Genomic DNA, 20,678 nt, shown 5'->3' on the forward strand with positions numbered 1-20,678 from the left:
TATTTACTTATAAACAGGGAATTGTGCGCAAAGAGCAACCACTTCATCTTGAACACGCTTAATAACTGACTCATCGCCCATGTTATCTAGAATGTCGCAAATCCAAGTAGCAACTTGCTTAGCTTGTTCTTCTTTAAAACCACGGCGAGTGATCGCTGGGCTACCGATACGAAGACCACTGGTTACAAACGGTGAACGTGGGTCATTTGGAACCGAGTTTTTATTAACGGTGATGTTTGCTGCGCCTAAGGCTGCGTCAGCATCTTTACCCGTAATATCCTTGTCGATGAGATCAAGAAGGAACAAGTGGTTGTCGGTACCGCCAGAAACAATATTAAAGCCACGCTCTTGCATTACAGAAACCATAGCTTTCGCATTCGCTACAACCTGCTGCTGATACACTTTAAATTCTGGCTGTAGTGCTTCTTTGAAAGCAACCGCTTTAGCTGCAATAACATGGCATAGAGGGCCACCTTGGTTACCTGGGAATACCGAGCTATTAAGCTTTTTGTAAATTGCTTCGTCGCCACATGCTGACAAGATAAGACCACTACGCGGGCCTGCAAGAGTTTTGTGCGTTGTCGTTGTTACCACGTGTGCATGAGGAAGTGGGTTAGGATAAACGCCAGCCGCTACAAGACCTGCAACGTGCGCCATATCTACAAGCAAGTATGCGCCTACGCTATCTGCGATTTCGCGGAATTTAGCCCAATCAACAACACCTGAATACGCAGAGAAACCACCGATAATCATTTTAGGCTTGTGCTCTTTGGCCAGCGCTTCTACTTGAGCGTAATCGATTTCACCGGTTTCTTTGTTCAAACCGTATTGTACAGCGTTGTAAGTTTTACCAGAGAAGTTTACATGCGAACCGTGAGTCAGGTGACCACCTTCAGAAAGGCTCATACCCAATACCGTATCGCCCGCGTCAAGTAATGCCATGAAAACAGCTGAGTTTGCTTGTGAACCAGCGTGTGGCTGAACATTTGCGTAGTCTGCACCAAATAGCGCTTTTGCACGGTCGATAGCTAGTTGCTCAACAACGTCTACGTGCTCACAACCACCGTAGTAACGCTTGCCTGGATAGCCTTCAGCGTATTTGTTAGTAAGCTGCGAACCCTGTGCTTCCATTACACGTGGACTACAGTAGTTCTCAGAGGCAATTAGCTCAATGTGGTGTTCTTGACGCTCAACCTCTTTAGACATTGCATCGGCTAATTCAGGATCGAAGTCGGCTATATTCATTTCGCGAGAAAACATGGGGGCTCCTTAACTGCGGTTTTTATATGGCGTTACGCACTGATTGCTCAAATTCGAGCCATATTCTAGTCATTTTCGGTTACTTGTATACCGCTTTATGACCAAATTAATATAAATGGCGCAGGTTTAACGTAATACTTGCGCCAGCGCGAGATCAGACCTGTTTCTCAAGGGCTTTAACACGGTCAAATAAACTGCCAATTTTAGCAAGGCGAACTGTGTTTTTACGCCAATCACGGTTGGTTTGTGCTGGCTGACCAGAAGAATAAACGCCCGGCTCAGTGATATCTTGCACAATCATGGTATAGCCGGTCACCTGGACGTTATCACAAATGCTAATGTGACCGTTGATGCCAACTCCTCCGCCAATAATTACGTGTTTGCCAATATGACAACTGCCGGCGATACCGGTAGCGCCGCAAATGCAGGAATGGTCGCCAATAATACAGTTATGACCAATTTGTACTTGATTGTCGATAATAACGTTGGTGCCTAACACCGTATCTTCCATAGCACCGCGGTCGATGCTGCTGCTCGCACCAATTTGACTGTCGTCACCAATACGTACTGAGCCGGTTTGCGGAATAGGGATCCACACGCCTTTATCATTTGCATAGCCAAAGCCCGCTGCCCCAATTACCGTTTGACTGTGAATGGTTACGCGCTTGCCAATAACCACGTCGTGATAAATGGTCACATTTGGATGGATAGTGCAGCCTTCACCAATGTGCGTGCCTCTACGGATAACGGTATTAGCGCCAACTGTAACTCTATCGCCCAACACCACATTATCTTCAATAATAACGTTGTGGCCTAGCGATACATCACTGCCGATGCGGGCAGATGGCGCAATAACCGCTGACTCGGAAATGCCTGTAGCAACCGCTGGTGTGGTATCGAATAGTTGAGCGATAAGCGCAAAGGCTGCATGAGGGTTTGCCACAACGAGTGCAGGAACTGGGCTGTCACCTTTTAAGCTCTCGTGCAGAATAACCGCACCGGCATTTGTATCTTTCAACTGTGGTTTATATTTAGGGTTGGTCAGAAACGATATTTGATGCGATGCTGCACCAGAAAGTGTGCCAACCGCGGAAATAGTGATATTGCCATCGCCCTGCACTTCCCCACCTACATGCTTGGCGAGCTCATCCAGACTATATATGCGTTTATTCATAGCGGTCATCTTAATTGCCTGTTCAGAAATATGAATAGTATTGAGTCTATCGCTTTGGGTTCTTTATTGCTTTTTACTAGATCAGTAGCTCACCCTAAAGCCCATATTTACTCATGCTTATAAAAAGCAAGTTTACCTTAAATCAACTCGCCAACCGATGCATAAATCGATCTTTTTGGCATGAGTGATTAAAATGTCGCCAAGCACTAATACACTAAGCGTAAGTAACTGGCACAAACTACCCTGTTACGAGTAGAATAGACCACAATCACTTTTTTATTTTTCACCGCTTATTCAGCGAGGATAGAGCATGGCGCAATACGTTTACAGTATGCATCGCGTGGGCAAAATCGTCCCACCTAATAGACACATTCTAAAAAATATCTCACTTAGCTTTTTCCCAGGCGCCAAAATTGGTGTGCTAGGTCTAAACGGTGCAGGTAAATCTACCTTACTTCGCATTATGGCCGGCGTAGATACCGACATCGAAGGTGAAGCGCGTCCTCAACCAGGTTTGAAGGTAGGCTATCTTCCACAGGAACCTCAGCTTGATGAAACCAAAGATGTTCGTGGCAATATCGAAGAAGCCGTAGCTGATGTTAAACATGCACTGACTCGCCTTGACGAAGTCTATGCCGCTTATGCAGAAGCAGACGCTGATTTCGACGCCCTTGCTAAAGAGCAAGGTGAGCTAGAAGCAATCATTCAAGCGAAAGATGGCCACAATTTAGAAAATGCCCTAGAGCGTGCTGCAGATGCCCTTCGCCTACCAGCGTGGGATGCGGACGTAAGCAAACTATCTGGTGGTGAGCGTCGCCGTGTTGCGCTTTGCCGCTTACTTTTAGAAAAGCCTGAAATGTTGCTTCTTGACGAACCAACCAACCACTTGGACGCGGAGTCAGTAGCATGGCTAGAGCGCTTCCTTCACGATTATGAAGGTACAGTGGTAGCTATTACCCACGATAGATACTTCCTTGATAACGTTGCGGGTTGGATTTTAGAGCTTGACCGAGGTGAAGGTATTCCATGGGAGGGTAACTACTCTTCTTGGTTGGAGCAAAAAGAGAACCGACTAGAGCAAGAAGAGCGCACCGAAACGGCACGTATGAAGAGTATGAAACAGGAACTTGAGTGGGTACGCTCAAATCCAAAAGGTCGTCATGCTAAAAGTAAAGCCCGTATGGCCCGTTTCGAAGAGCTATCGACTAGCGACTACCAAAAGCGTAACGAAACGAACGAACTATTCATCCCACCAGGTGAGCGCTTAGGTGACAAGGTTATTGAAGTTAGCAACCTTAAAAAGTCCTATGGCGATCGTGTATTAATTGATGATTTAACGTTTAAAGTACCGAAAGGTGCAATTGTGGGTATTGTTGGCCCTAACGGTGCGGGTAAATCAACCTTATTCAGAATGCTTACCGGCGCTGAGCAACCTGATTCAGGCAACATAGATTTAGGTGATACCGTTCAAATTGCTGCGGTAGAACAGTTCCGCGACCACATGAACGAAGAAAACACTGTGTGGAAAGAAATTTCTGACGAGCAAGATATCATTCGCATTGGTAACTTTGAGATTAACAGCCGCGCCTACTGCAGCCGCTTTAACTTCAAAGGCACCGATCAGCAGAAGTTTATCAAGGACTTGTCTGGTGGTGAGCGAAATCGTGTTCACCTTGCAAAACTGCTTAAAGCAGGCGGCAACGTGTTGCTGCTGGATGAGCCAACCAACGACCTAGACGTTGAAACCCTTCGCGCACTAGAGAATGCGTTGCTCGAATTCCCTGGCTGCGCCATGGTTATCTCGCACGACCGTTGGTTCCTAGACCGCGTGGCAACGCACATCATGGATTACCGCGATGAAGGTAACATTAACTTCTTCGAAGGTAACTACTCTGACTACGAAAGCTGGTTGAAGCAGGAGTTTGGGCAAGATGTGGTTGAACCCCATCGCCTCAAATACAAGCGCATGTCTAAATAAAGGGAATTGGGGATAAAGATTTCCTTACCTTAAAAGCCCGAAAGCCGCTGTCATCGATAGCGGCTTTTTTATTTGTTTGCTTTTCGTTGCGAACGGGAGAAAATTAGCCAATACTGAGGTCGTCAATGATAATTAGGTATTTGAGTGATGACAGATAAGCGTCAATTCCAACGAGTCCCGCTGAATGTAAACGGCAAGCTGGCACATAACGACAATAGTATCGATGTAGTAGTTAGTGACGTGTCTCTGCAGGGCATAAAACTACAAGCAACGGAAACCGCATTGTCAAACTTACCTTTCGACAGCCATGAACCTTATGTTGCTACCTTCCAAGCAAATGAAGACAGCCCAGTTATCACCCTTTCAATCTCACAGTTATATCGCCACGCGGACAGCAGACAGGAGCTAGTTTCGTTGGGGTGTAAAGTAGAGCGTATGGATGTGGAAAGCATAAGCGCCCTTCGCCGTTTAATCTTACTAAACAGCGATGATGCTAGTATTGAAGAGAAAGATCTTAATGCGCTGGTTAATGCGGTTTATCAAGCGCCAAATTAAAACAAAAAAATACGACAAGTCTCTGCAGAGCTTCAGAAAAGGCTCCACCCTCAAACTGCGCAAAAAGACGTACTTCACAAGTCTTCTTGCGCGTTCCCTACAGCTTTAACGTTAATGCATTTCGCGTTATTCCAAGGCATCTAACGCTTCAGAAAGCCGAGCCACGGACACGACTTTCATGCCATTAATAGCTTGTTTAGGGGCATTAGCTTTAGGCACAATAGCTCGTTTAAAACCATGCTTTGCCGCTTCTATTATGCGCTCTGTTCCATTGGGAACCGGACGAATTTCACCTGCAAGGCCTACTTCACCAAACACAATCAAGTCGCGCGGTAATGAACGGTTTCTGAAGCTGGAAATCATCGCCAGTAATAACGCCAGGTCAGCACTGGTTTCAGAGACTCGTACACCGCCAACAACGTTCACAAATACGTCTTGGTCGTTCATTTGTACATTACCGTGCCGGTGAAGTACTGCTAACAGCATGGACAAACGATTTTGATCTAGACCCACAGCTATCCGTCTTGGGTTAGACATCTGTGAATAATCCACCAGCGCTTGTATTTCCACAAGTAACGGCCGGGTGCCTTCCCAAATGACCATAACGCTAGAACCAGGCGTTTCATTTTCACCTCGGCTTAAGAAAATAGCTGAAGGATTACTGACCTCTTTCAAGCCTTTTTCCGTCATGGCAAATACACCCAGTTCGTTGACTGCACCGAAGCGGTTTTTGTGGCTGCGCAAAGTACGGTAACGACCGTCACTTTCCCCTTCCAGCATCATAGAACTATCGATACAGTGCTCAAGTACTTTAGGGCCCGCTAAGTTTCCGTCTTTCGTTACGTGGCCAACAATAAACATGGCAATGTGATTTTGTTTGGCAAAGCGCGTTAAATACGCCGCGCTTTCCCTTACTTGGGATACGCTGCCCGGTGCAGATTGAACATCTGACACATGCATAACCTGAATAGAGTCGATAACCATAATTTTAGGCTTTTTCGTAAGCGCTAAATCGCAGATGGTTTCCACGTTAGTTTCGGCTAACATCATCAGCTTATCGTCAGGGAGGTTTAAACGCTTGGCACGCATTGCCACCTGTTGGAGAGACTCTTCCCCGGTAACATAAAGGGCGGTTTCGCTTTTCGCCATCTGACACATTACCTGTAGCAAAAGTGTACTTTTTCCGGCGCCAGGTGAACCACCAATTAACATAGCGGCACCAGGGACTATTCCTCCGCCAAGCACTCTATCTAGTTCCTTAAACGTTGACGAAAATCGTGGCAGTGATTCTAAATCTATAGCGTTTAGTGTCTCGATTTTGGCTGCGGTTTGCCCTGCATACCCTGAAGTAGTTTGTCGAGCTACACTTTTGGCACTCGCTACCACAAACTCACTTATCGTGTTCCACGCTTTACACTCAGAGCATTGTCCTTGCCAACGTGGGAACTCGGCCCCGCAGTCAGAACACACATAAGCAGTTTTACGTTTTGCCATATTCCAGTTTTATCCATTGCTTAAAAAGAGTATTCTAACACTTAATAACGGTGAATTAAGCACAAACCCACGGTCAGTTTTCATTCAGGAATATACTTCCAAGCATAAAAATTAAGGGGTTAATGAGTTTTGCTGATTTGCCGATAACAACTAAAATAATTGATACTTAACAACAAAGTTGCGCATTCATGAGTCAAGATTTAAAGCAATATGCTGATATTATTGAACAGCTAAAGCCCATGGTTAATGGGCCTGAATTTAACCAAGTATTGCTTCAAACTGCTTCTGACGTACCTAAAGAAAAGCGCTTTCTTATTAAAATGGAAGTGAAGCGTTTAGCTAAACCTTGTATGCGTACTATAGATTTGCGCGGTCACGTAGATGGCAAGTGCAAGAAATATGTCCACGAAGGACGTAGCCACTACATGGACGACGTGGCTGTTGATAAGTTTGAAGAACAACTGCGCGTATTCGGACGCTACACCTACGGTGTATACGAAGCCGTTCAAAACACTGAAAACAACTTTCGGTTAATGCGTGAAAAAGAACTCGCACAAGAAAGAGCTGATAAAGAAAACCCAGAACTTAAAAAGCGTTCAGCCGTTTTAGAACAGTTCAAAGTTCCTACCGTAAACCTTCTCGATTACAGGCAGCGCAATACAGAGCGCATGAACTTCGCGGTTGCCGTAGAAATATTTAACACTGAGAACCGCTCTGTGCGAGGCTTAAGCGTAGATATTTCTCTTGAAGGCCTTCAGATAAAATTGTCTAAAGACGCCTTTTTCAAAAAAGGTGAAACGCTCTTTATTTATTTCAGGGGGCTTGAAAGCGAGTTTGCCATGGATAAAAAAAATGGCATTGCTTACAAACTAGTAAAAATCATTACGAAAAATGATGTTAACTATTTAGCCTTACAGCGCGATAAGACTCATCCAAGCCCAGCATTCGATAAGTTCCTAGAAAGCTTTATCCACGGCAATAAACGCCGCTATAAAGTGAATATGACGAACACCATCGAAGCGATAACCAGTAAAACCTGTGAACAATATTTTTCACCTCGTAGCCCTACGCTTCCTGTTTTTATCGATGTCGTCAACGAAACTTTAGTGCCTCGCTATGCGATGGTAAATGAAGTAAACCGAGAAACGGTACAGTATTGGCAAGACGAAGAAGAAAACTGTCGTCTTAATTTCTTGCTATCGCAAGAAAGACTTACTCGGTTACTAAACAAATCTGATGAAGTTCGTGAAATATTCGTCTTCAGCTTTACCCATTTGCACACAGATAAAGTTTATTTTTATTCAGCCTCTTATGAAGAGTTACTGCAGAAAGAGGTCTTATCCCGTGTATTTTTGGGTTTTGGCTCAAGAAAAGCGAGTTGGCGAGTGTTTAAAATAACTCTGACAGACATGGACCCAGAGCAAGCGCATATTCCGCTTTCTATCCCAGACTCTGTTGGCAATAAAGTTAAAAAGCTTAATACACCGCCTTCTGCTCGTTTGATGTCAAAGCTTAAAAACCTGCGTTATCTGGCTCATGTTACAGACGTGACCTCAGTAACAGGGCAAGAGACGTACAACGAACTTAAGTTTAATCGCGACAACCTTTCGCATTTAAGGATTTTCGGTCACCCAAGGAATCGTGCAGCATCTAACATTCATATTGTACGTTTTAAGTACGAAGAGCAGCGCATTGAAAGCCGCTACCAGCTAAGAACGCAAATTGAAGCAAGGTTTAATGGCGAATCGACGGTCCATCGAGGGATCAGCGAAGACATCTCAGTACACGGATTAGGTCTTCGTGTTGAGCTAGCAAAAGATTATAAGGGTAGTTTGGAAGGAAGAGTAGAAGTTGCCTTTCCTCGGCTTCAGGAAATAGCGAACAACTATGACGTAATGCACCTTCAGTATGAAATTATTTATCATAATGTCGAGAAGAATATCCTTCACCTGAAGACAGCTACTGGCGAAGAGGGCAAAAGCGCTCGCAACTTTTTTGAAGAATTAATTAAAAAGAACAAGGCCAATCTTAAAGTCGATAACGATGAAGAAGAAGTAGAGGGCATGGGCCAAGCACTGCGTTGTATAAACGCAAGAAATGCGACCTCCTTATCTTTCCTGATGAGTAAAGAAGGTGTGCGCTATACTCCGCAGGCCTGTATAGTTGGAAAACAAGACGAACGCATCACTACCCTTACCACGCAATACGCAGAGCGCGGTAAAGTAAATTTGGAATTTTTGTTTAGAGATAGAAAGCAAGACTCTCCTTTCGTACAAAGTGGTATCAAAGCAGTTAAGCTTGAAAACATGCCCTTACGACAAGAGCTATTCATATCTTTCGATGCGTCTCAAAAAGAGCCGCGAATGGCGATCATTCCTCGTTACTCACATAAGTTTGAAAGCAATGAACAACGCCGAGCATTTATAAGAGAAGCCATGGTGCGCGGCCAGTTTGTCGCTATACACGTTATGCTGACCACAACTGGCAAGCCTGACTTGACCATGCTGCAAACAGAAATTAACTACGTCACCATGTACGCCATGCACAGAGCTCGTGAGTTAGAAAAGAAAATGTGGAGTATTGCTGCCTGTTCCCATCTTGTCGATGTCACGGACGAGGTGCTCATAAGATATGGTTTTACTATGCAAGACATTACGGCGAATAAAACGCTAAAAAGTGCAGTACAACCTAGAGCCATGGTTAACAACGCGTAAGTAAGAGGCAGTATTTTAACTTACATATTCAGGCCTGCGCTTAGAAAAAACTAAGCTCAGACCTCTGATTTATTTAAGCGCCAATTTTTTAATAACTGGCGCCTACATACCAGTGCGTACAGATAATTGTGCATTCCGAAGGCGCTGGTAAGTTTCCTAGCAAAGCGTGGGAATGCAGGAATGGCTGCTCCCTTTCCAGTTCCTTTAGCGTCTATTTATCTAAGAAATAAAGAAGACTGTGCAGACTACCAACGCGTACGGCTACGTCCGCTTTCTCATTCACTAAAGGTTTGCCGTGACACGCAACGCCTAAGGCTGATTCAGCCATCATCACCAAGTCGTTCGCCCCATCGCCCATGGCAACGGTTTGTCTCGATGGTATTTGCCACTTTTCAGACAGCGCTTTTACTGTGCGAGCTTTTACATCAGCATTAATAATTTCGCCTTCCACTTTCCCTGTTAAGTGCCCGTCTTTTACCGAAAGCGTGTTTGATATCGCATAGTCCAGTCCCAGCCTTGCTTTTAAGTGGTCAGCAAAGAAAGTAAAGCCACCTGATGCAATAGCGAGTTTCCAGTTATTCGCTTTTAAATGTTTAAGCAGTGTCTGAATACCAGGCATAATAGGAATGCTGTCACGAATTTGATTTAGGTGGTCAATGGGTACCCCCTCTAAACACGCCACCCTATGCGTCAAGCTATCGTTAAAGGCAATTTCTCCGCGCATTGCTCTTGCTGTCACTTCGGCAACCTGTTCACCAACACCAGCCAGTTTTGCTATCTCATCAATACATTCTATGGCAATAACGGTGCTGTCCATATCCATAACCAGCAGTCCAGGTTCAGACAAAGACGGTCGCGAGGTTTGCAGCCCAACATCAAGGTTGTAAGCATCACTGACATCACCAAGTAGAGACTTTATTTGCTCAGGCTTTGCATTAATTACCTGCCCTCTTATTTCGATAGCATCGTCTCCCATTTGCTGATGCAAATGATGAAACGCAGCACTTACTGGCGAAAATACGTTTATGAGTTTATCTAATACGCCTTTTAATAAATACGGGGTTATAGCTTGTCCGATTACAGTTAGCGTATGCGAATACGCTTTTGTATTGTGCTCGCTGCTGACAATGTTTGCCAGATATGAAGCTAGATGAATATCGTCATTTTTGATTTCGATGGTGAATATGTCTTTCATAACGCACACAGTATCTGTGGTGATTGGCAAATGTTGCTCTAATGCTAACCAATTAGGCTAACTAATAAAATATCCCCTTTAAAATTATTTAGATTTCACCTACTGTTAGGCAACTCATAGCAATTATGGAATTACGCATTGTTAAACGTGCTGAGCAAAGCCCCTTCACAATCAAAAAGCAATTCGCACTCACTTTACACGGCGTTGAAAAGACTATTTCATACGCTGATTGTAAGTACGGTGTTTGCGCTGGTGATTGTATTGATACTTTTGCTGCAGCAATACCAAAGTGACTGGCTAACGGTACAAACTCGTTTTTCTGGGGAGAGCATAGCAAGGCAGTACGCTAAACTACTTCGCCCCGCATTTGAAGCTGATCAAGCAGCCAACCAGGGAACCGAAGTAAGAGCTGACTCGACGCTATCGAGTACCCTTGCCCAACGAAACTACATTGAAAGTGTTGCTACTGTTTTGGTTAAGGAGCCGCATATTCTTGCTCTATCAGTGTTTGATAAAGACGGAAGGTACATTGCGCCTTTACCCCAGATTGATAGCGTTGTGTCGATGAGCCAGTCCCAAGGCGTGACGCCGCTTACCTATGTAGGCGTGATCACCGACGACAATGATAATGTTTTAGGCTATGTGAACATTCATATGGATACGCAGGCGATATTAGAAAGTCCCCTTGCCCTGCGTTATCAACTGGCGTTAATTGCGTGTATTTTAGTGTTTTTGGCTTTAATGTTAGGCATTTACCTGACGCGGGCGTTTTATAAGTCTCGCCCTTGGTTTATACAAGCCATCGAATCTATGAGAAAGAACAAAGATACGTAAGCGGGTATTCACGATACTTTTACACGAGCTCACAATTCTAAGCTGTTTCAAACAAGCGTAAATAGTTTTGTGTTGTAATAGATATTATTTGTTTAGGTGATATAGCGAAAAGCTCGTGTATAACGTCAACAACATCAGATAGATACTGTGGTTCATTAGGCGCACCCTGCCTGCCGTACATGGGCATATCAGGGGCATCAGTCTCTAGTAGTATCTTATCGAAATGGTTTTCTAGCAGATACTTCAGGGTGTCTCGCGTCTTTCGTGCTCTTTCATAGGTTATGGTACCACCTATTCCTAAGTAAAAGCCTCGCTCAATATAGGCTTTAGCCGCCTCCACACTGCCAGAAAAAGCATGCACTACCCCAACACCTTGATACTTAGCTTGCTTGAAGGCTTCAAGTAGTAAATGATGACTTTTTCGGTGATGCAGAATAACAGGGAGCGCTTTTGTATCGGCGAGTTTCAAATGGGCATGTAGCACTTTCTTTTGAAGCGTTAATGGCACACTTATGTGCCCATCAATACCGGTTTCTCCCACCGCTTTTACCGAAGGGTGTAAAGTGGCAGCAGCGGCTTCAAGCTGCCCAAGATTTTCATCAATCGCCTGCTCAGGTAAGTCAGTGGTCGAAGCTGTATTATCTTGGTTGCTATCGGTCAAAAAATAGGGATGAAGACCTAGCGCGGTATCGATAGGCAAAAGGCTGCTGTGCTGCTCACTAAGCGCTTGAAGCGCTTCCCAAGACCGTGGGTTAATACTTGGTGCCATTATGCGAGTAAGCCCAGCGGCCTTGGCAGTTTCCAGCGAAGTATGCAGGTCTACTTTTGATGCAAGCAAGTCGAGGTGGCAATGACTATCAATCATGGCGTTGCTCCTTTCTCGCTTTACGCTCAATCAAATGCTAAGTACTTAAAATGTCTAGCGGCTGCATAAGACTCGCTACCCTATGCAGTCAATAAGCGCTTTTACGGCATTAAGCGCTGTGTTGCCCATGCACCATCTTCGGTTTTGTTATACTCAAAACGGTCGTGAAGCCTATCTTCTCCGCCCTGCCAAAATTCAATTTGATGAGGCACAATGCGAAAGCCTCCCCAAAAGTCCGGTACAGGAAGTTCCTTGTTCGCAAACTTATCTTTCAGTTGCTTAAATTGGGTAAGCAAAAGCTCTCTACTGCCAATTGGCTTGCTTTGTTTAGACGCATAGGCTGCCAACTGACTGTCTTTAGGGCGAGAGAAGAAATAGGCTGCATTTTCAGAAACAGAAAGCTTTTCAACACTGCCACAGACGCGAACTTGGCGCTCCATAAAAAACCATGGGAAGTGACAGGATACTTTTGGGTTAACCGAAAGTTCTTGCGCTTTTCGACTGCCGAGATTTGTGAAAAATACAAAGCCTTCTTCACTGACATCTTTTAACAGAACAATACGTTGAGAAGGTTGACCGCTAGCGTCAACGGTGGCAACCGTCATCGCAGTAGGATCGGGGATACCAGCTTCAATGGCGTCTTTCAGCCATTTATCGAACAAAATAAATGGGCTTGAAGTAATATCAGTCTCGCTCAAACTGCCTTTCGAGTACTGTCTGCGCATATCTGAAATTGCCATATACCGCTCCTGAAAAGAGATTACTATACGTGCCAGTGCTTATTGTAAGTGCTTGTGCATACCTTTACGCGAATGCTTCTAACTTCATGTTCACCAAAAGCACTTTAGAATTAAGCGCTAATTAGCATTAGAATAAGGCTCAACGTACTAATGCTAACAACGATATAGGCTAAAAGTTGCTGTCGTCACCGTAGCCTAGTGAACGCAAAGCGCGCTCATCGTCTGCCCAGCCTTGTTTCACTTTAACCCAGAGTTCCAAAAATACTTTATTGTCGAACAAGTTTTCCATATCTTTACGCGCTTGCTCACCAATGGTTTTCAAATGCTTACCGCCTTTACCAATGATCATGCGTTTTTGCGTTTCGCGCTCAACCAAAATTAAGCCACTAATACGATAAACACCATTGTCTGTCATTTTGAACTGCTCAATTTCTACCGTAGTAGAGTAAGGCAACTCATCGCCAGTAAAGCGCATCAGCTTTTCACGGATGATTTCAGCAGCCATAAAGCGACTTGAACGGTCAGTGATATAGTCTTCTGGGAAGAAAAATTCACTCTTAGGTAACGACTTAGCCACTAAGTCTCTAATATCGTCTACCATTTTGCCCTGTTTAGCGCTGATAGGGATCATGTGCTCAAACGGGTGTTTCTCACCAAGCTTTTGTAGGTGAACCATAAAGTTTTCTTTATCTTCCACCTTATCCATTTTGTTTACGATAAGGTAGCAAGGAAGGTTTGCCTGCTTAACTTTACTTAATACCATTTCATCTTCAGCATTGAAGCGATCACCTTCCACGACAAACAGCACAAGGCCAACTTCAGCTAATGAGCTAGACGCGGCGCGGTTCATGTAGCGATTAATCGCGCGTTTTTCGTCTTGGTGAAGCCCTGGTGTATCAACGTAAATCGCTTGATAGTCGCCGTCAGTATCTATACCTAGAATACGGTGGCGCGTGGTCTGAGGCTTACGTGAGGTAATACTTACCTTTTGACCTAGTAAACGGTTAAGTAGCGTCGACTTGCCCACGTTAGGGCGCCCGACTATGGCAACTAGGCCACAGCGAGTTTGAATATCTGGCATCTCTGGCAAATTCGACTCATCATGTGTTGTCATCAAGCTTCTCCAATGTTAAACGAGCAGCTTCTTGTTCTGCTTTACGACGGCTATTGCCAGACGCCACTACTGCTTTTGGTAGACTTTCCACCTTGCAGCTCACTTCGAATGTTTGTGCATGGTCTTTACCGGAAATAGACAGCACCTCGTACGTTGGCAGTGCCTGCTTGCGACCTTGCAGAAATTCCTGAAGACGTGTTTTACTATCTTTAGGGTGGGCATTAGGGTCGAGCTTGTTTATGCGAGTCTCCCACAAACGGTCGATAACGCCACGGACTTCGTCCATACCTGAGTCAAGATAGATAGCACCTAAGATAGCTTCAACTGCGTCAGCCAAAATCGAGCTTCTGCGGTGACCGCCACTTTTAAGCTCACCTGGCCCCAAGTTGAGTAGTTCACCCACGCTAGCTTCTTTAGCGAGTTCAGCCAACGTCTCGCCTTTAACCAATGTAGAGCGCATACGGGTAAGCTTGCCTTCAGGTACTGTTGGAAAACGCTTAAACAGTGTTTCTCCCACAATCATGCCTAAAATAGCGTCGCCCAGAAACTCCAAGCGCTCATTGTGCTGTTTGGCTGCACTGCGGTGAGTGAGCGCTTGTTCCAATAACGCCTCATTGGTAAATGTATAGCCTATCGCCTTATAAAGGCGACGATATTTATCAATTCCCTGCATTAATGAATGCCACCTGCACGCTCAAATCGAATACCTGTTGGAACCCACGTAGGAAGAAAGTCTGAAGGGCTTCGCTCAAACTCAAAAGAAATCCAAATTGCTACGGCTTTCCCAACCAAGTTTGCATCCGGGACAAAACCCCAGAAACGACTATCGCGGCTATTATCGCGATTATCGCCCAATACGAAATACTGACCTTCTGGAACTATCCACTCGTTACTTCGTGTTCCCGGCTGGGTGTAAAAGTTAACCGGTGAAATTTCACGAACGGGGTGGCGTAGAATATCATGCTCTACTGTACCAAGATCTTCGGTATAGCGCATAAGTTGCGCCATGTCTTGCACAAACTCGCCGCGCTCTTGGAACGTTAATGGCACTGCTTTTAATTTTGGACAATTGCTACCAGATTCACACTTAGGTTTGATGTAAACCTGCTTATTTTGATAAACCACGGTATCGCCCGGCAACCCAATTACGCGCTTGATGTAGTCGATTGACGGTTCTTCAGGGTATTTGAAAACCACCACATCGCCGCGTTCTGGCACACCCGTTTCAATCAACTTACTTCTGAAAACAGGGTCTTTTACGCCGTAAGCAAACTTCTCAACTAAAATGAAGTCACCAACCAATAACGTAGGCATCATTGAACCTGATGGAATCTGGAACGGCTCATATAAAAACGAGCGCAATACCAAAACGAAAGCAATAACAGGGAATATCTGTTGTGAGGTGTCAACCAAGTACGGCAGCTGAGGGTCTTCTCCATAGCCCGCACCTTCTGCAGTCGCTGCAGCTTGTAAACGCGCTTTTCGCTTCGGAGCAAACACCAGGCTATCCACTAGCCAGACTAATCCTGTTATTAAGGTGAGTGCCACCAAAATTAAGGAGAAATAATTTGCCATTATTTGCCCACCTTAAGTACTGCAAGGAACGCATCTTGTGGCAATTCAACATTACCCACTTGCTTCATTCGCTTTTTACCTTCTTTTTGCTTTTGAAGTAGCTTCTTCTTACGGCTTACGTCACCGCCGTAACATTTCGCGATTACGTTTTTGCGCAGCTGCTTCACCGTACTTCTTGCAACAATATGGTTACCAATAGCCGCCTGAATAGCGATATCGAACATCTGGCGTGGGATAAGCTCGCGAAGCTTCTCTACCAATTCACGACCACGACCCTGAGAGTTTTCTCTGTGAGTGATGACTGCAAGTGCATCCACACGCTCACCATTAATCAGAATATCTACGCGCACCATATCTGAGCTTTGGAAACGCTTAAAGTTGTAGTCAAGAGACGCAAACCCACGGCTGGTAGATTTCAAACGGTCAAAGAAATCAAGCACTACTTCGGCCATCGGCAGCTCGTAAGTTACTGCTACTTGCTTGCCGTGGTATGTCATGTTGGTTTGCATACCGCGTTTTTCAACGCAAAGCGTAATTACGTTACCTAAGTATTCTTGAGGAACAAGAATGTTAGCTTCAACCATAGGCTCACGAATTTCTGCTATATCATTTACCGGCGGCAGTTTAGCGGGGCTATCTACGGTAAGCGTCTCGCCTTTGGTTGTTTCAACTTCGTAAATTACCGTAGGCGCTGTGGTAATAAGGCCAAGATCATATTCACGCTCTAAACGCTCTTGGATAATTTCCATGTGCAGCATGCCAAGGAAACCGATTCTAAAACCAAAGCCAAGCGCTGCTGAGCTTTCTGGCTCATAGAATAGTGAAGCGTCGTTCAGACTTAGTTTAGCAAGGGCATCGCGGAAGTCTTCGTAGTCATCTGAGCTTATTGGGAAAATACCGGCATAAACCTGAGGTTTAACCTTTTTAAAGCCTGGCAGCATAGCTTCAGCTGGCTCACGAGCCAAGGTTATGGTATCACCTACTGGTGCACCTTGAATGTCTTTAATACCGGCAATGATAAAACCAACTTCACCGGCTCTCAATGTGCCTGTATCTAATGGCTTAGGCGTAAACACACCAATTTTATCTACTTGGTGAGTTTGTCCGTTAGACATTATCTGGATTTTGTCTTTCTTGCTAAGCTGGCCTTCAACGATTCGTACTAATGAAACAACGCCTTGGTAGTTGTCGAACCACGAATCGATGATCAACGCTTTAAGTGGCGCTTCGCGGTCACCTTCTGGTGGTGGAATTTTATTTACGATGACTTCAAGTACATCTTCAATACCAATACCTGTTTTCGCTGAGCAGCGCACAGCGTCAAGTGCATCAATACCGACAATGTCTTCAATTTCTTCTGCAACACGGTCTGGTTCAGCCTGCGGCAAGTCGATTTTGTTTAACACCGGCACCACTTCCATGTCCATCTCGATAGCGGTGTAGCAGTTTGCTAGCGTCTGTGCTTCAACGCCCTGCCCGGCATCAACAACAAGTAGTGCACCTTCACAAGCTGCCAATGAACGAGAAACCTCGTAAGTGAAGTCAACGTGTCCTGGCGTATCAATGAAGTTTAGCTGATAGGTTTCACCATCGCGCGCTTCATAGTTCAGTGTCACGCTTTGCGCTTTAATGGTAATACCGCGCTCTTTTTCCAGATCCATTGAGTCGAGAACCTGCTCGGCCATTTCGCGATCGGTTAGCCCTCCACAGTGCTGGATTAGACGGTCTGATAGCGTAGACTTACCGTGGTCAATGTGGGCGATAATACTGAAGTTACGAATGTGCGATTGTTGCATAATGCTGGAAATTACCTGCAGAAAAATTCATTAAACAAAAAATGCTGCTTGCCTTGGGTTCAGGCTTACACGCAGCGCGAGCGGATTTTACCCATTTCTAGCACGAAAAGCGAATTGGCATGGCGGAAATTTTAATACAAATAGAACGCAAAGCGCATAAAAGTGGCAACTTGGCGTGACTTTGCTCTCTTGCCCAGAAGCTTAAAACACGTGAAGCTCTGCTAATTTGGGCCTCTACAGATTAAATGAATACATCAAAAAGACAAAACCCACTTATAGGCAAGCACTTCACTCAATTCAGGCCTTGCTGGCCTAGTAAAACAGGTTGATATTTCGTGCGCTCAACTCGATGTAACTTATAAGCAATAAGCTTATAAGTTATGAAAGTAACCAAAGCACTCGGTCCCAGAGCCCACAATTCATGACTAAAACCTGTTGAGCTAAGCAGTGATATAAAAACTGAATACGCGCCAATAAAAGCAATAAGCGGTAGCAAATATAAGAAAGCCGAAGCGCTTAGAATACCCGCTTCGGGTATACCCACAGTCACCTGCTGACCCACTTGAACAGGCATAGGCGTGCGTAAGGTCAATTGCTGGGTTTTAGGTGCAATTGCACGGGAGATGACACCGGTGCCACAATCACTTTGGGCCTGGCATGCATTACAGGTGGATTTAATGGCCGCTTCAACTGTTACCGTATCACCATCTACGGCAACTACAGTGGCGGTTTCTTTAATCATACTTGTCTTTTTACCGTGTTTTAGTACTGATTAACCTTAGCTCTCTATTGCCCTTTATTAGCAACAGGTCGTAAAGACGTAGCAATAGCATTAGCAGTCTGCAGTGGAATCTCCCCCACTACCGTCACTTGGGCCTTCCCGTCGGTTAGCGTTAAAAAGGTGCTAACTTCGTTTCGTAACGCAAGGGTTTCGCCGAGCGCATCTTTGGCTGGCTGAACATAAACAGATACGTCCACTAGACCATCCGAAAAAAGTTTATATTCTACGACCTGCCCTGTTAATGCTAAGCGTCTTGTATCTTGCTTTATTTCTCGCATTCCCGCTGGCAAATATGTGACATCCCACTTATGTGCTCGACTTGGCGTATTACTCAAAGCCATAGGCGCTGGTAAAGATGCTGAGTTTATTCGCGAAAAGTATTCCGAAGGTTCAGGCGATATGGCAAAAGCGGTAACTTGAATTTGCTCTAACAATGCCCCTTGCAAATCAAGCATATTCAGCTTTAGCAACATGCCAGAGGACTCATCGAGCCACAGTTGATAGCCGAACCGTGTGTTATCTCGACTAACTATACGAATTTGCTGTGCCGAACGTCCTGCTACTCGCGCTCGACCCACGGCGACAAACTCATAGGCTGAACTGAGTTGTTCTGGGTGGTAAAGCAATGCACTAGGAATTGGACCATTTATATGCTTTGACCGTAAGCTGTAAGGTTGAACGTCTGGTTCAAATACGCTCACTACATCATTAACGCGAATAAGCTCGCGACCGGGCCCATTTTGAAGGTTTAATTGCTCTAGTTCAGAACCATCCTCCATTATTCCATGACGCCACAGGTAAGGAACCGTTTCCTTTCCTGCGACAGTTTGCACAAAAGACACTTGAAAATTGGCGTTGGTTATAATGTTTTGAAGTTCGGCCAGCCACTGATTCGCTGACTGAAGCTGTGGCGTACGTGAAGTAGATGTGTTTTCCTCATTACGACTTTCTTCAGCTTCTATTTGAAAGCCATCTTCCTTTCCAGCACCTTCCTCTTTTGGAGCGTTTGTGCCATTACCAGCGTTATCTTCTGATTTAGCATCAATATCGCTATTCGCTTGAACTTTTGCACCAGAAGAAATCGCCACTTCGCTGGGTGCCGTTGCATGAGAAAACGTGGGATTGATAGCCCCGCCCGAAATGAAAAGAAGTGCAAGGATAGAACTACAGCGCATTATTCCCGCCTTAAAACAAACATACCAGCAGTATATGCTGGTATGGTTAAAATATGAAATGCATCTTAACCGCACTTAAGTGCGAACACACATTTCAACTCATTTTTAATAGCTCAACGATAATCTATGGGCGCTCTGGTCCGCTTGTCTCGCTTTCACTTTCTTCTTGCGCTTGCTTGAGTTTTATTTGCTGTTCGTGGTCGGCAATCAGCGCATTTATTTTGCGCTTTTTCTCAAGCATTTCATTCATATCGTTACGCGGTAAAGTTCGGGTCTGCTCCAAACTCACTGGAGACAATCCGCCTTGAGGCGCAATTGTTGGCGCTGTCATAAATGGCTCGGTTGGCGCTTCTTGATTGGTGTATTGCACACCAAAAATAACTGCCACCGCCACAGACGCTGCCACCGCAAACTGACCTGACTGCTTCGCAAAAGGAACGACACTGCCAATTAATGGAATTGACTGCCAACGCGAGCGTTTAGGTGCGACTATCGCCGGTTCATTTTCAAGCGCAGCTGCTACGCTTGCTGTGATATCCAACTGAGGGGCTACGCTTGCCTCTTTTCGCATTGCACCGCGATACACGTGGTAACGTTGCCATTTGGCTTGAAGCGCTTCATCTTGCTTAATAGCGTCGATGATTTCATTGCCTTCTATCTCACCATCCATGAATGCGGACAATTTTTCTTGCTGTTGCGTCATATATTCATTTCCAGATCAAAGTGATCATTAACTACCCTAACACAGCTGTTAGTCATCGTGGAAAAAAGAAAGTTCATCTTTTTTTGATTTTATTTCTTTTTAATTTTCTAACAACGGTTGAATAACTTTATCAATCGCCTCTCGAGCCCTAAAAATACGGGACCTTACCGTACCAACAGGACAAGACATTACGTTGGCGATTTCTTCATAGCTCAACCCTTCAATTTCACGTAATGTAATTGCCATTCGCAAATCGTCTGGTAGCTTTTCAACCACCTTGAAGAGGGTTTCTTCGATTTCCTCAGATAGCAGGCTTCGCTCAGGAGTGGATTGCTCTTTTAAAGCGTCACTTCCTTCGTAAAAATCCGCTTCATCGGCATCTACATCGCTTGCAGGTGGTTTGCGACCTTGAGATACAAGATAGTTCTTGGCACTGTTCACCGCAATGCGATAAAGCCAAGTATAAAATGCACTGTCGCCACGAAAATTAGGCAAGGCGCGGTATGCTTTAATAAACGCTTCTTGCGTTACATCAGCTACGTCACCGGTATTTTTCACATAGCGAGAAACGAGATGCATTACTTTGTGTTGATAACGAGTTACCAACAAGTTGAACGCATTTTTATCGCCACGCTGTACTTTTTCGACCAGTTGTTGGTCGGTTATCTGCTCGCTCATTCGAGCCATTACTCCCTACTTCAACTACACAATAGCTCTAACAAGCA

18 protein-coding genes are annotated in these 20,678 nt (G+C 44.9%); 4 read left to right on the plus strand and 14 right to left on the minus strand.

What is annotated here, in order from left to right:
- Positions 1-3: 3 nt before the first annotated feature.
- Together glyA and lpxD are read right to left on the minus strand one after the other, a co-directional pair.
- Positions 4-1,260 (minus strand): serine hydroxymethyltransferase, encoded by a 1,257-nt coding sequence (gene glyA / locus PCAR9_RS13185; RefSeq protein WP_179983990.1) that lies wholly within the window; start codon positions 1,258-1,260, stop codon positions 4-6.
- A gap of 154 nt (positions 1,261-1,414) precedes the next feature.
- Positions 1,415-2,443, minus strand: a complete 1,029-nt coding sequence (gene lpxD, locus PCAR9_RS13190; RefSeq protein WP_179983991.1) for a UDP-3-O-(3-hydroxymyristoyl)glucosamine N-acyltransferase — start codon at positions 2,441-2,443, stop codon at positions 1,415-1,417.
- Positions 2,444-2,744: 301 nt separating this feature from the next.
- Here lpxD and ettA point away from each other — a divergent pair, with 301 nt between their 5' ends.
- Together ettA and PCAR9_RS13200 are read left to right on the plus strand one after the other, a co-directional pair.
- A complete protein-coding gene (gene ettA / locus PCAR9_RS13195; protein WP_179983992.1) occupies positions 2,745-4,412 on the plus strand; it encodes an energy-dependent translational throttle protein EttA in 1,668 nt (555 codons plus the stop codon).
- Positions 4,413-4,559: 147 nt separating this feature from the next.
- The gene (locus PCAR9_RS13200) at positions 4,560-4,967 is read left to right on the plus strand and encodes a PilZ domain-containing protein (RefSeq protein WP_179985236.1); all 408 of its coding nucleotides are present in this window, start codon (positions 4,560-4,562) and stop codon (positions 4,965-4,967) included.
- Between the two features lie 126 nt (positions 4,968-5,093).
- On the opposite strand, the gene radA is transcribed toward PCAR9_RS13200, so the two are convergent.
- The gene (gene radA, locus PCAR9_RS13205; protein WP_179983993.1) at positions 5,094-6,461 is read right to left on the minus strand and encodes a DNA repair protein RadA; all 1,368 of its coding nucleotides are present in this window, start codon (positions 6,459-6,461) and stop codon (positions 5,094-5,096) included.
- 188 nt (positions 6,462-6,649) lie between these two features.
- On the opposite strand from radA, the gene PCAR9_RS13210 reads away from it, so the two are divergent.
- Positions 6,650-9,175 (plus strand): PilZ domain-containing protein, encoded by a 2,526-nt coding sequence (locus PCAR9_RS13210; RefSeq protein WP_179983994.1) that lies wholly within the window; start codon positions 6,650-6,652, stop codon positions 9,173-9,175.
- 211 nt (positions 9,176-9,386) lie between these two features.
- On the opposite strand, the gene serB is transcribed toward PCAR9_RS13210, so the two are convergent.
- Complete coding sequence (serB, locus tag PCAR9_RS13215) at positions 9,387-10,370, minus strand: phosphoserine phosphatase SerB (protein ID WP_179983995.1); 984 nt, start codon at positions 10,368-10,370, stop codon at positions 9,387-9,389.
- A 252-nt stretch (positions 10,371-10,622) separates the two neighbouring features.
- Here serB and PCAR9_RS13220 point away from each other — a divergent pair, with 252 nt between their 5' ends.
- Entirely contained in the window at positions 10,623-11,204 is a 582-nt protein-coding gene (locus tag PCAR9_RS13220) for a hypothetical protein (RefSeq protein ID WP_232091201.1), read from the plus strand.
- Between the two features lie 37 nt (positions 11,205-11,241).
- Here PCAR9_RS13220 and PCAR9_RS13225 read toward each other — a convergent pair whose 3' ends face one another.
- The 10 genes from PCAR9_RS13225 to rpoE form a co-directional block, all read right to left on the minus strand.
- Entirely contained in the window at positions 11,242-12,069 is an 828-nt protein-coding gene (locus PCAR9_RS13225; protein WP_179983997.1) for a TatD family hydrolase, read from the minus strand.
- Positions 12,070-12,170: 101 nt separating this feature from the next.
- Positions 12,171-12,809, minus strand: a complete 639-nt coding sequence (pdxH, locus tag PCAR9_RS13230) for a pyridoxamine 5'-phosphate oxidase (protein WP_179983998.1) — start codon at positions 12,807-12,809, stop codon at positions 12,171-12,173.
- Between the two features lie 169 nt (positions 12,810-12,978).
- Positions 12,979-13,890: a GTPase Era gene (gene era, locus PCAR9_RS13235; protein ID WP_179985237.1), complete on the minus strand. Its 912-nt coding sequence runs from the start codon at positions 13,888-13,890 to the stop codon at positions 12,979-12,981.
- Positions 13,891-13,909: 19 nt separating this feature from the next.
- Positions 13,910-14,596 (minus strand): ribonuclease III, encoded by a 687-nt coding sequence (rnc, locus tag PCAR9_RS13240; protein WP_179983999.1) that lies wholly within the window; start codon positions 14,594-14,596, stop codon positions 13,910-13,912.
- Positions 14,596-15,498, minus strand: a complete 903-nt coding sequence (gene lepB, locus PCAR9_RS13245) for a signal peptidase I (RefSeq protein ID WP_179984000.1) — start codon at positions 15,496-15,498, stop codon at positions 14,596-14,598. Before lepB ends, rnc begins: the two co-directional genes overlap by 1 nt.
- Complete coding sequence (lepA, locus tag PCAR9_RS13250; protein WP_179984001.1) at positions 15,498-17,294, minus strand: translation elongation factor 4; 1,797 nt, start codon at positions 17,292-17,294, stop codon at positions 15,498-15,500. The genes lepB and lepA overlap by 1 nt, the downstream gene beginning before the upstream one ends.
- Positions 17,295-17,586: 292 nt before the next feature.
- Complete coding sequence (locus PCAR9_RS13255; RefSeq protein ID WP_179984002.1) at positions 17,587-18,036, minus strand: SoxR reducing system RseC family protein; 450 nt, start codon at positions 18,034-18,036, stop codon at positions 17,587-17,589.
- 44 nt (positions 18,037-18,080) lie between these two features.
- On the minus strand, positions 18,081-19,250 hold the full coding sequence (locus tag PCAR9_RS13260; RefSeq protein WP_179984003.1) for a MucB/RseB C-terminal domain-containing protein: 1,170 nt from the start codon (positions 19,248-19,250) through the stop codon (positions 18,081-18,083).
- A gap of 124 nt (positions 19,251-19,374) precedes the next feature.
- Entirely contained in the window at positions 19,375-19,953 is a 579-nt protein-coding gene (locus tag PCAR9_RS13265) for a sigma-E factor negative regulatory protein (RefSeq protein WP_179984004.1), read from the minus strand.
- A gap of 99 nt (positions 19,954-20,052) precedes the next feature.
- The gene (rpoE, locus tag PCAR9_RS13270) at positions 20,053-20,631 is read right to left on the minus strand and encodes an RNA polymerase sigma factor RpoE (RefSeq protein ID WP_012518957.1); all 579 of its coding nucleotides are present in this window, start codon (positions 20,629-20,631) and stop codon (positions 20,053-20,055) included.
- Positions 20,632-20,678 lie beyond the last annotated feature (47 nt).

Source organism: Alteromonas macleodii, assembly GCF_903772925.1.
Lineage (GTDB): Bacteria > Pseudomonadota > Gammaproteobacteria > Enterobacterales > Alteromonadaceae > Alteromonas > Alteromonas macleodii_A.

Excerpts from the sequence above, each read along its gene's own strand:
- lepB (WP_179984000.1), bottom strand. The coding sequence starts at position 15,498 with ATGGCAAATTATTTCTCCTTAATTTTGGTGGCACTCACCTTAATAACA.
- radA (WP_179983993.1), bottom strand. The coding sequence starts at position 6,461 with ATGGCAAAACGTAAAACTGCTTATGTGTGTTCTGACTGCGGGGCCGAG.
- rnc (WP_179983999.1), bottom strand. The coding sequence starts at position 14,596 with ATGCAGGGAATTGATAAATATCGTCGCCTTTATAAGGCGATAGGCTAT.
- PCAR9_RS13255 (WP_179984002.1), bottom strand. The coding sequence starts at position 18,036 with ATGATTAAAGAAACCGCCACTGTAGTTGCCGTAGATGGTGATACGGTA.
- serB (WP_179983995.1), bottom strand. The coding sequence starts at position 10,370 with ATGAAAGACATATTCACCATCGAAATCAAAAATGACGATATTCATCTA.
- glyA (WP_179983990.1), bottom strand. The coding sequence starts at position 1,260 with ATGTTTTCTCGCGAAATGAATATAGCCGACTTCGATCCTGAATTAGCC.
- PCAR9_RS13265 (WP_179984004.1), bottom strand. The coding sequence starts at position 19,953 with ATGACGCAACAGCAAGAAAAATTGTCCGCATTCATGGATGGTGAGATA.
- pdxH (WP_179983998.1), bottom strand. The coding sequence starts at position 12,809 with ATGGCAATTTCAGATATGCGCAGACAGTACTCGAAAGGCAGTTTGAGC.
- PCAR9_RS13210 (WP_179983994.1), top strand. The coding sequence starts at position 6,650 with ATGAGTCAAGATTTAAAGCAATATGCTGATATTATTGAACAGCTAAAG.
- lpxD (WP_179983991.1), bottom strand. The coding sequence starts at position 2,443 with ATGACCGCTATGAATAAACGCATATATAGTCTGGATGAGCTCGCCAAG.
- lepA (WP_179984001.1), bottom strand. The coding sequence starts at position 17,294 with ATGCAACAATCGCACATTCGTAACTTCAGTATTATCGCCCACATTGAC.
- rpoE (WP_012518957.1), bottom strand. The coding sequence starts at position 20,631 with ATGAGCGAGCAGATAACCGACCAACAACTGGTCGAAAAAGTACAGCGT.
- era (WP_179985237.1), bottom strand. The coding sequence starts at position 13,890 with ATGCCAGATATTCAAACTCGCTGTGGCCTAGTTGCCATAGTCGGGCGC.
- ettA (WP_179983992.1), top strand. The coding sequence starts at position 2,745 with ATGGCGCAATACGTTTACAGTATGCATCGCGTGGGCAAAATCGTCCCA.
- PCAR9_RS13200 (WP_179985236.1), top strand. The coding sequence starts at position 4,560 with ATGACAGATAAGCGTCAATTCCAACGAGTCCCGCTGAATGTAAACGGC.
- PCAR9_RS13260 (WP_179984003.1), bottom strand. The coding sequence starts at position 19,250 with ATGCGCTGTAGTTCTATCCTTGCACTTCTTTTCATTTCGGGCGGGGCT.
- PCAR9_RS13225 (WP_179983997.1), bottom strand. The coding sequence starts at position 12,069 with ATGATTGATAGTCATTGCCACCTCGACTTGCTTGCATCAAAAGTAGAC.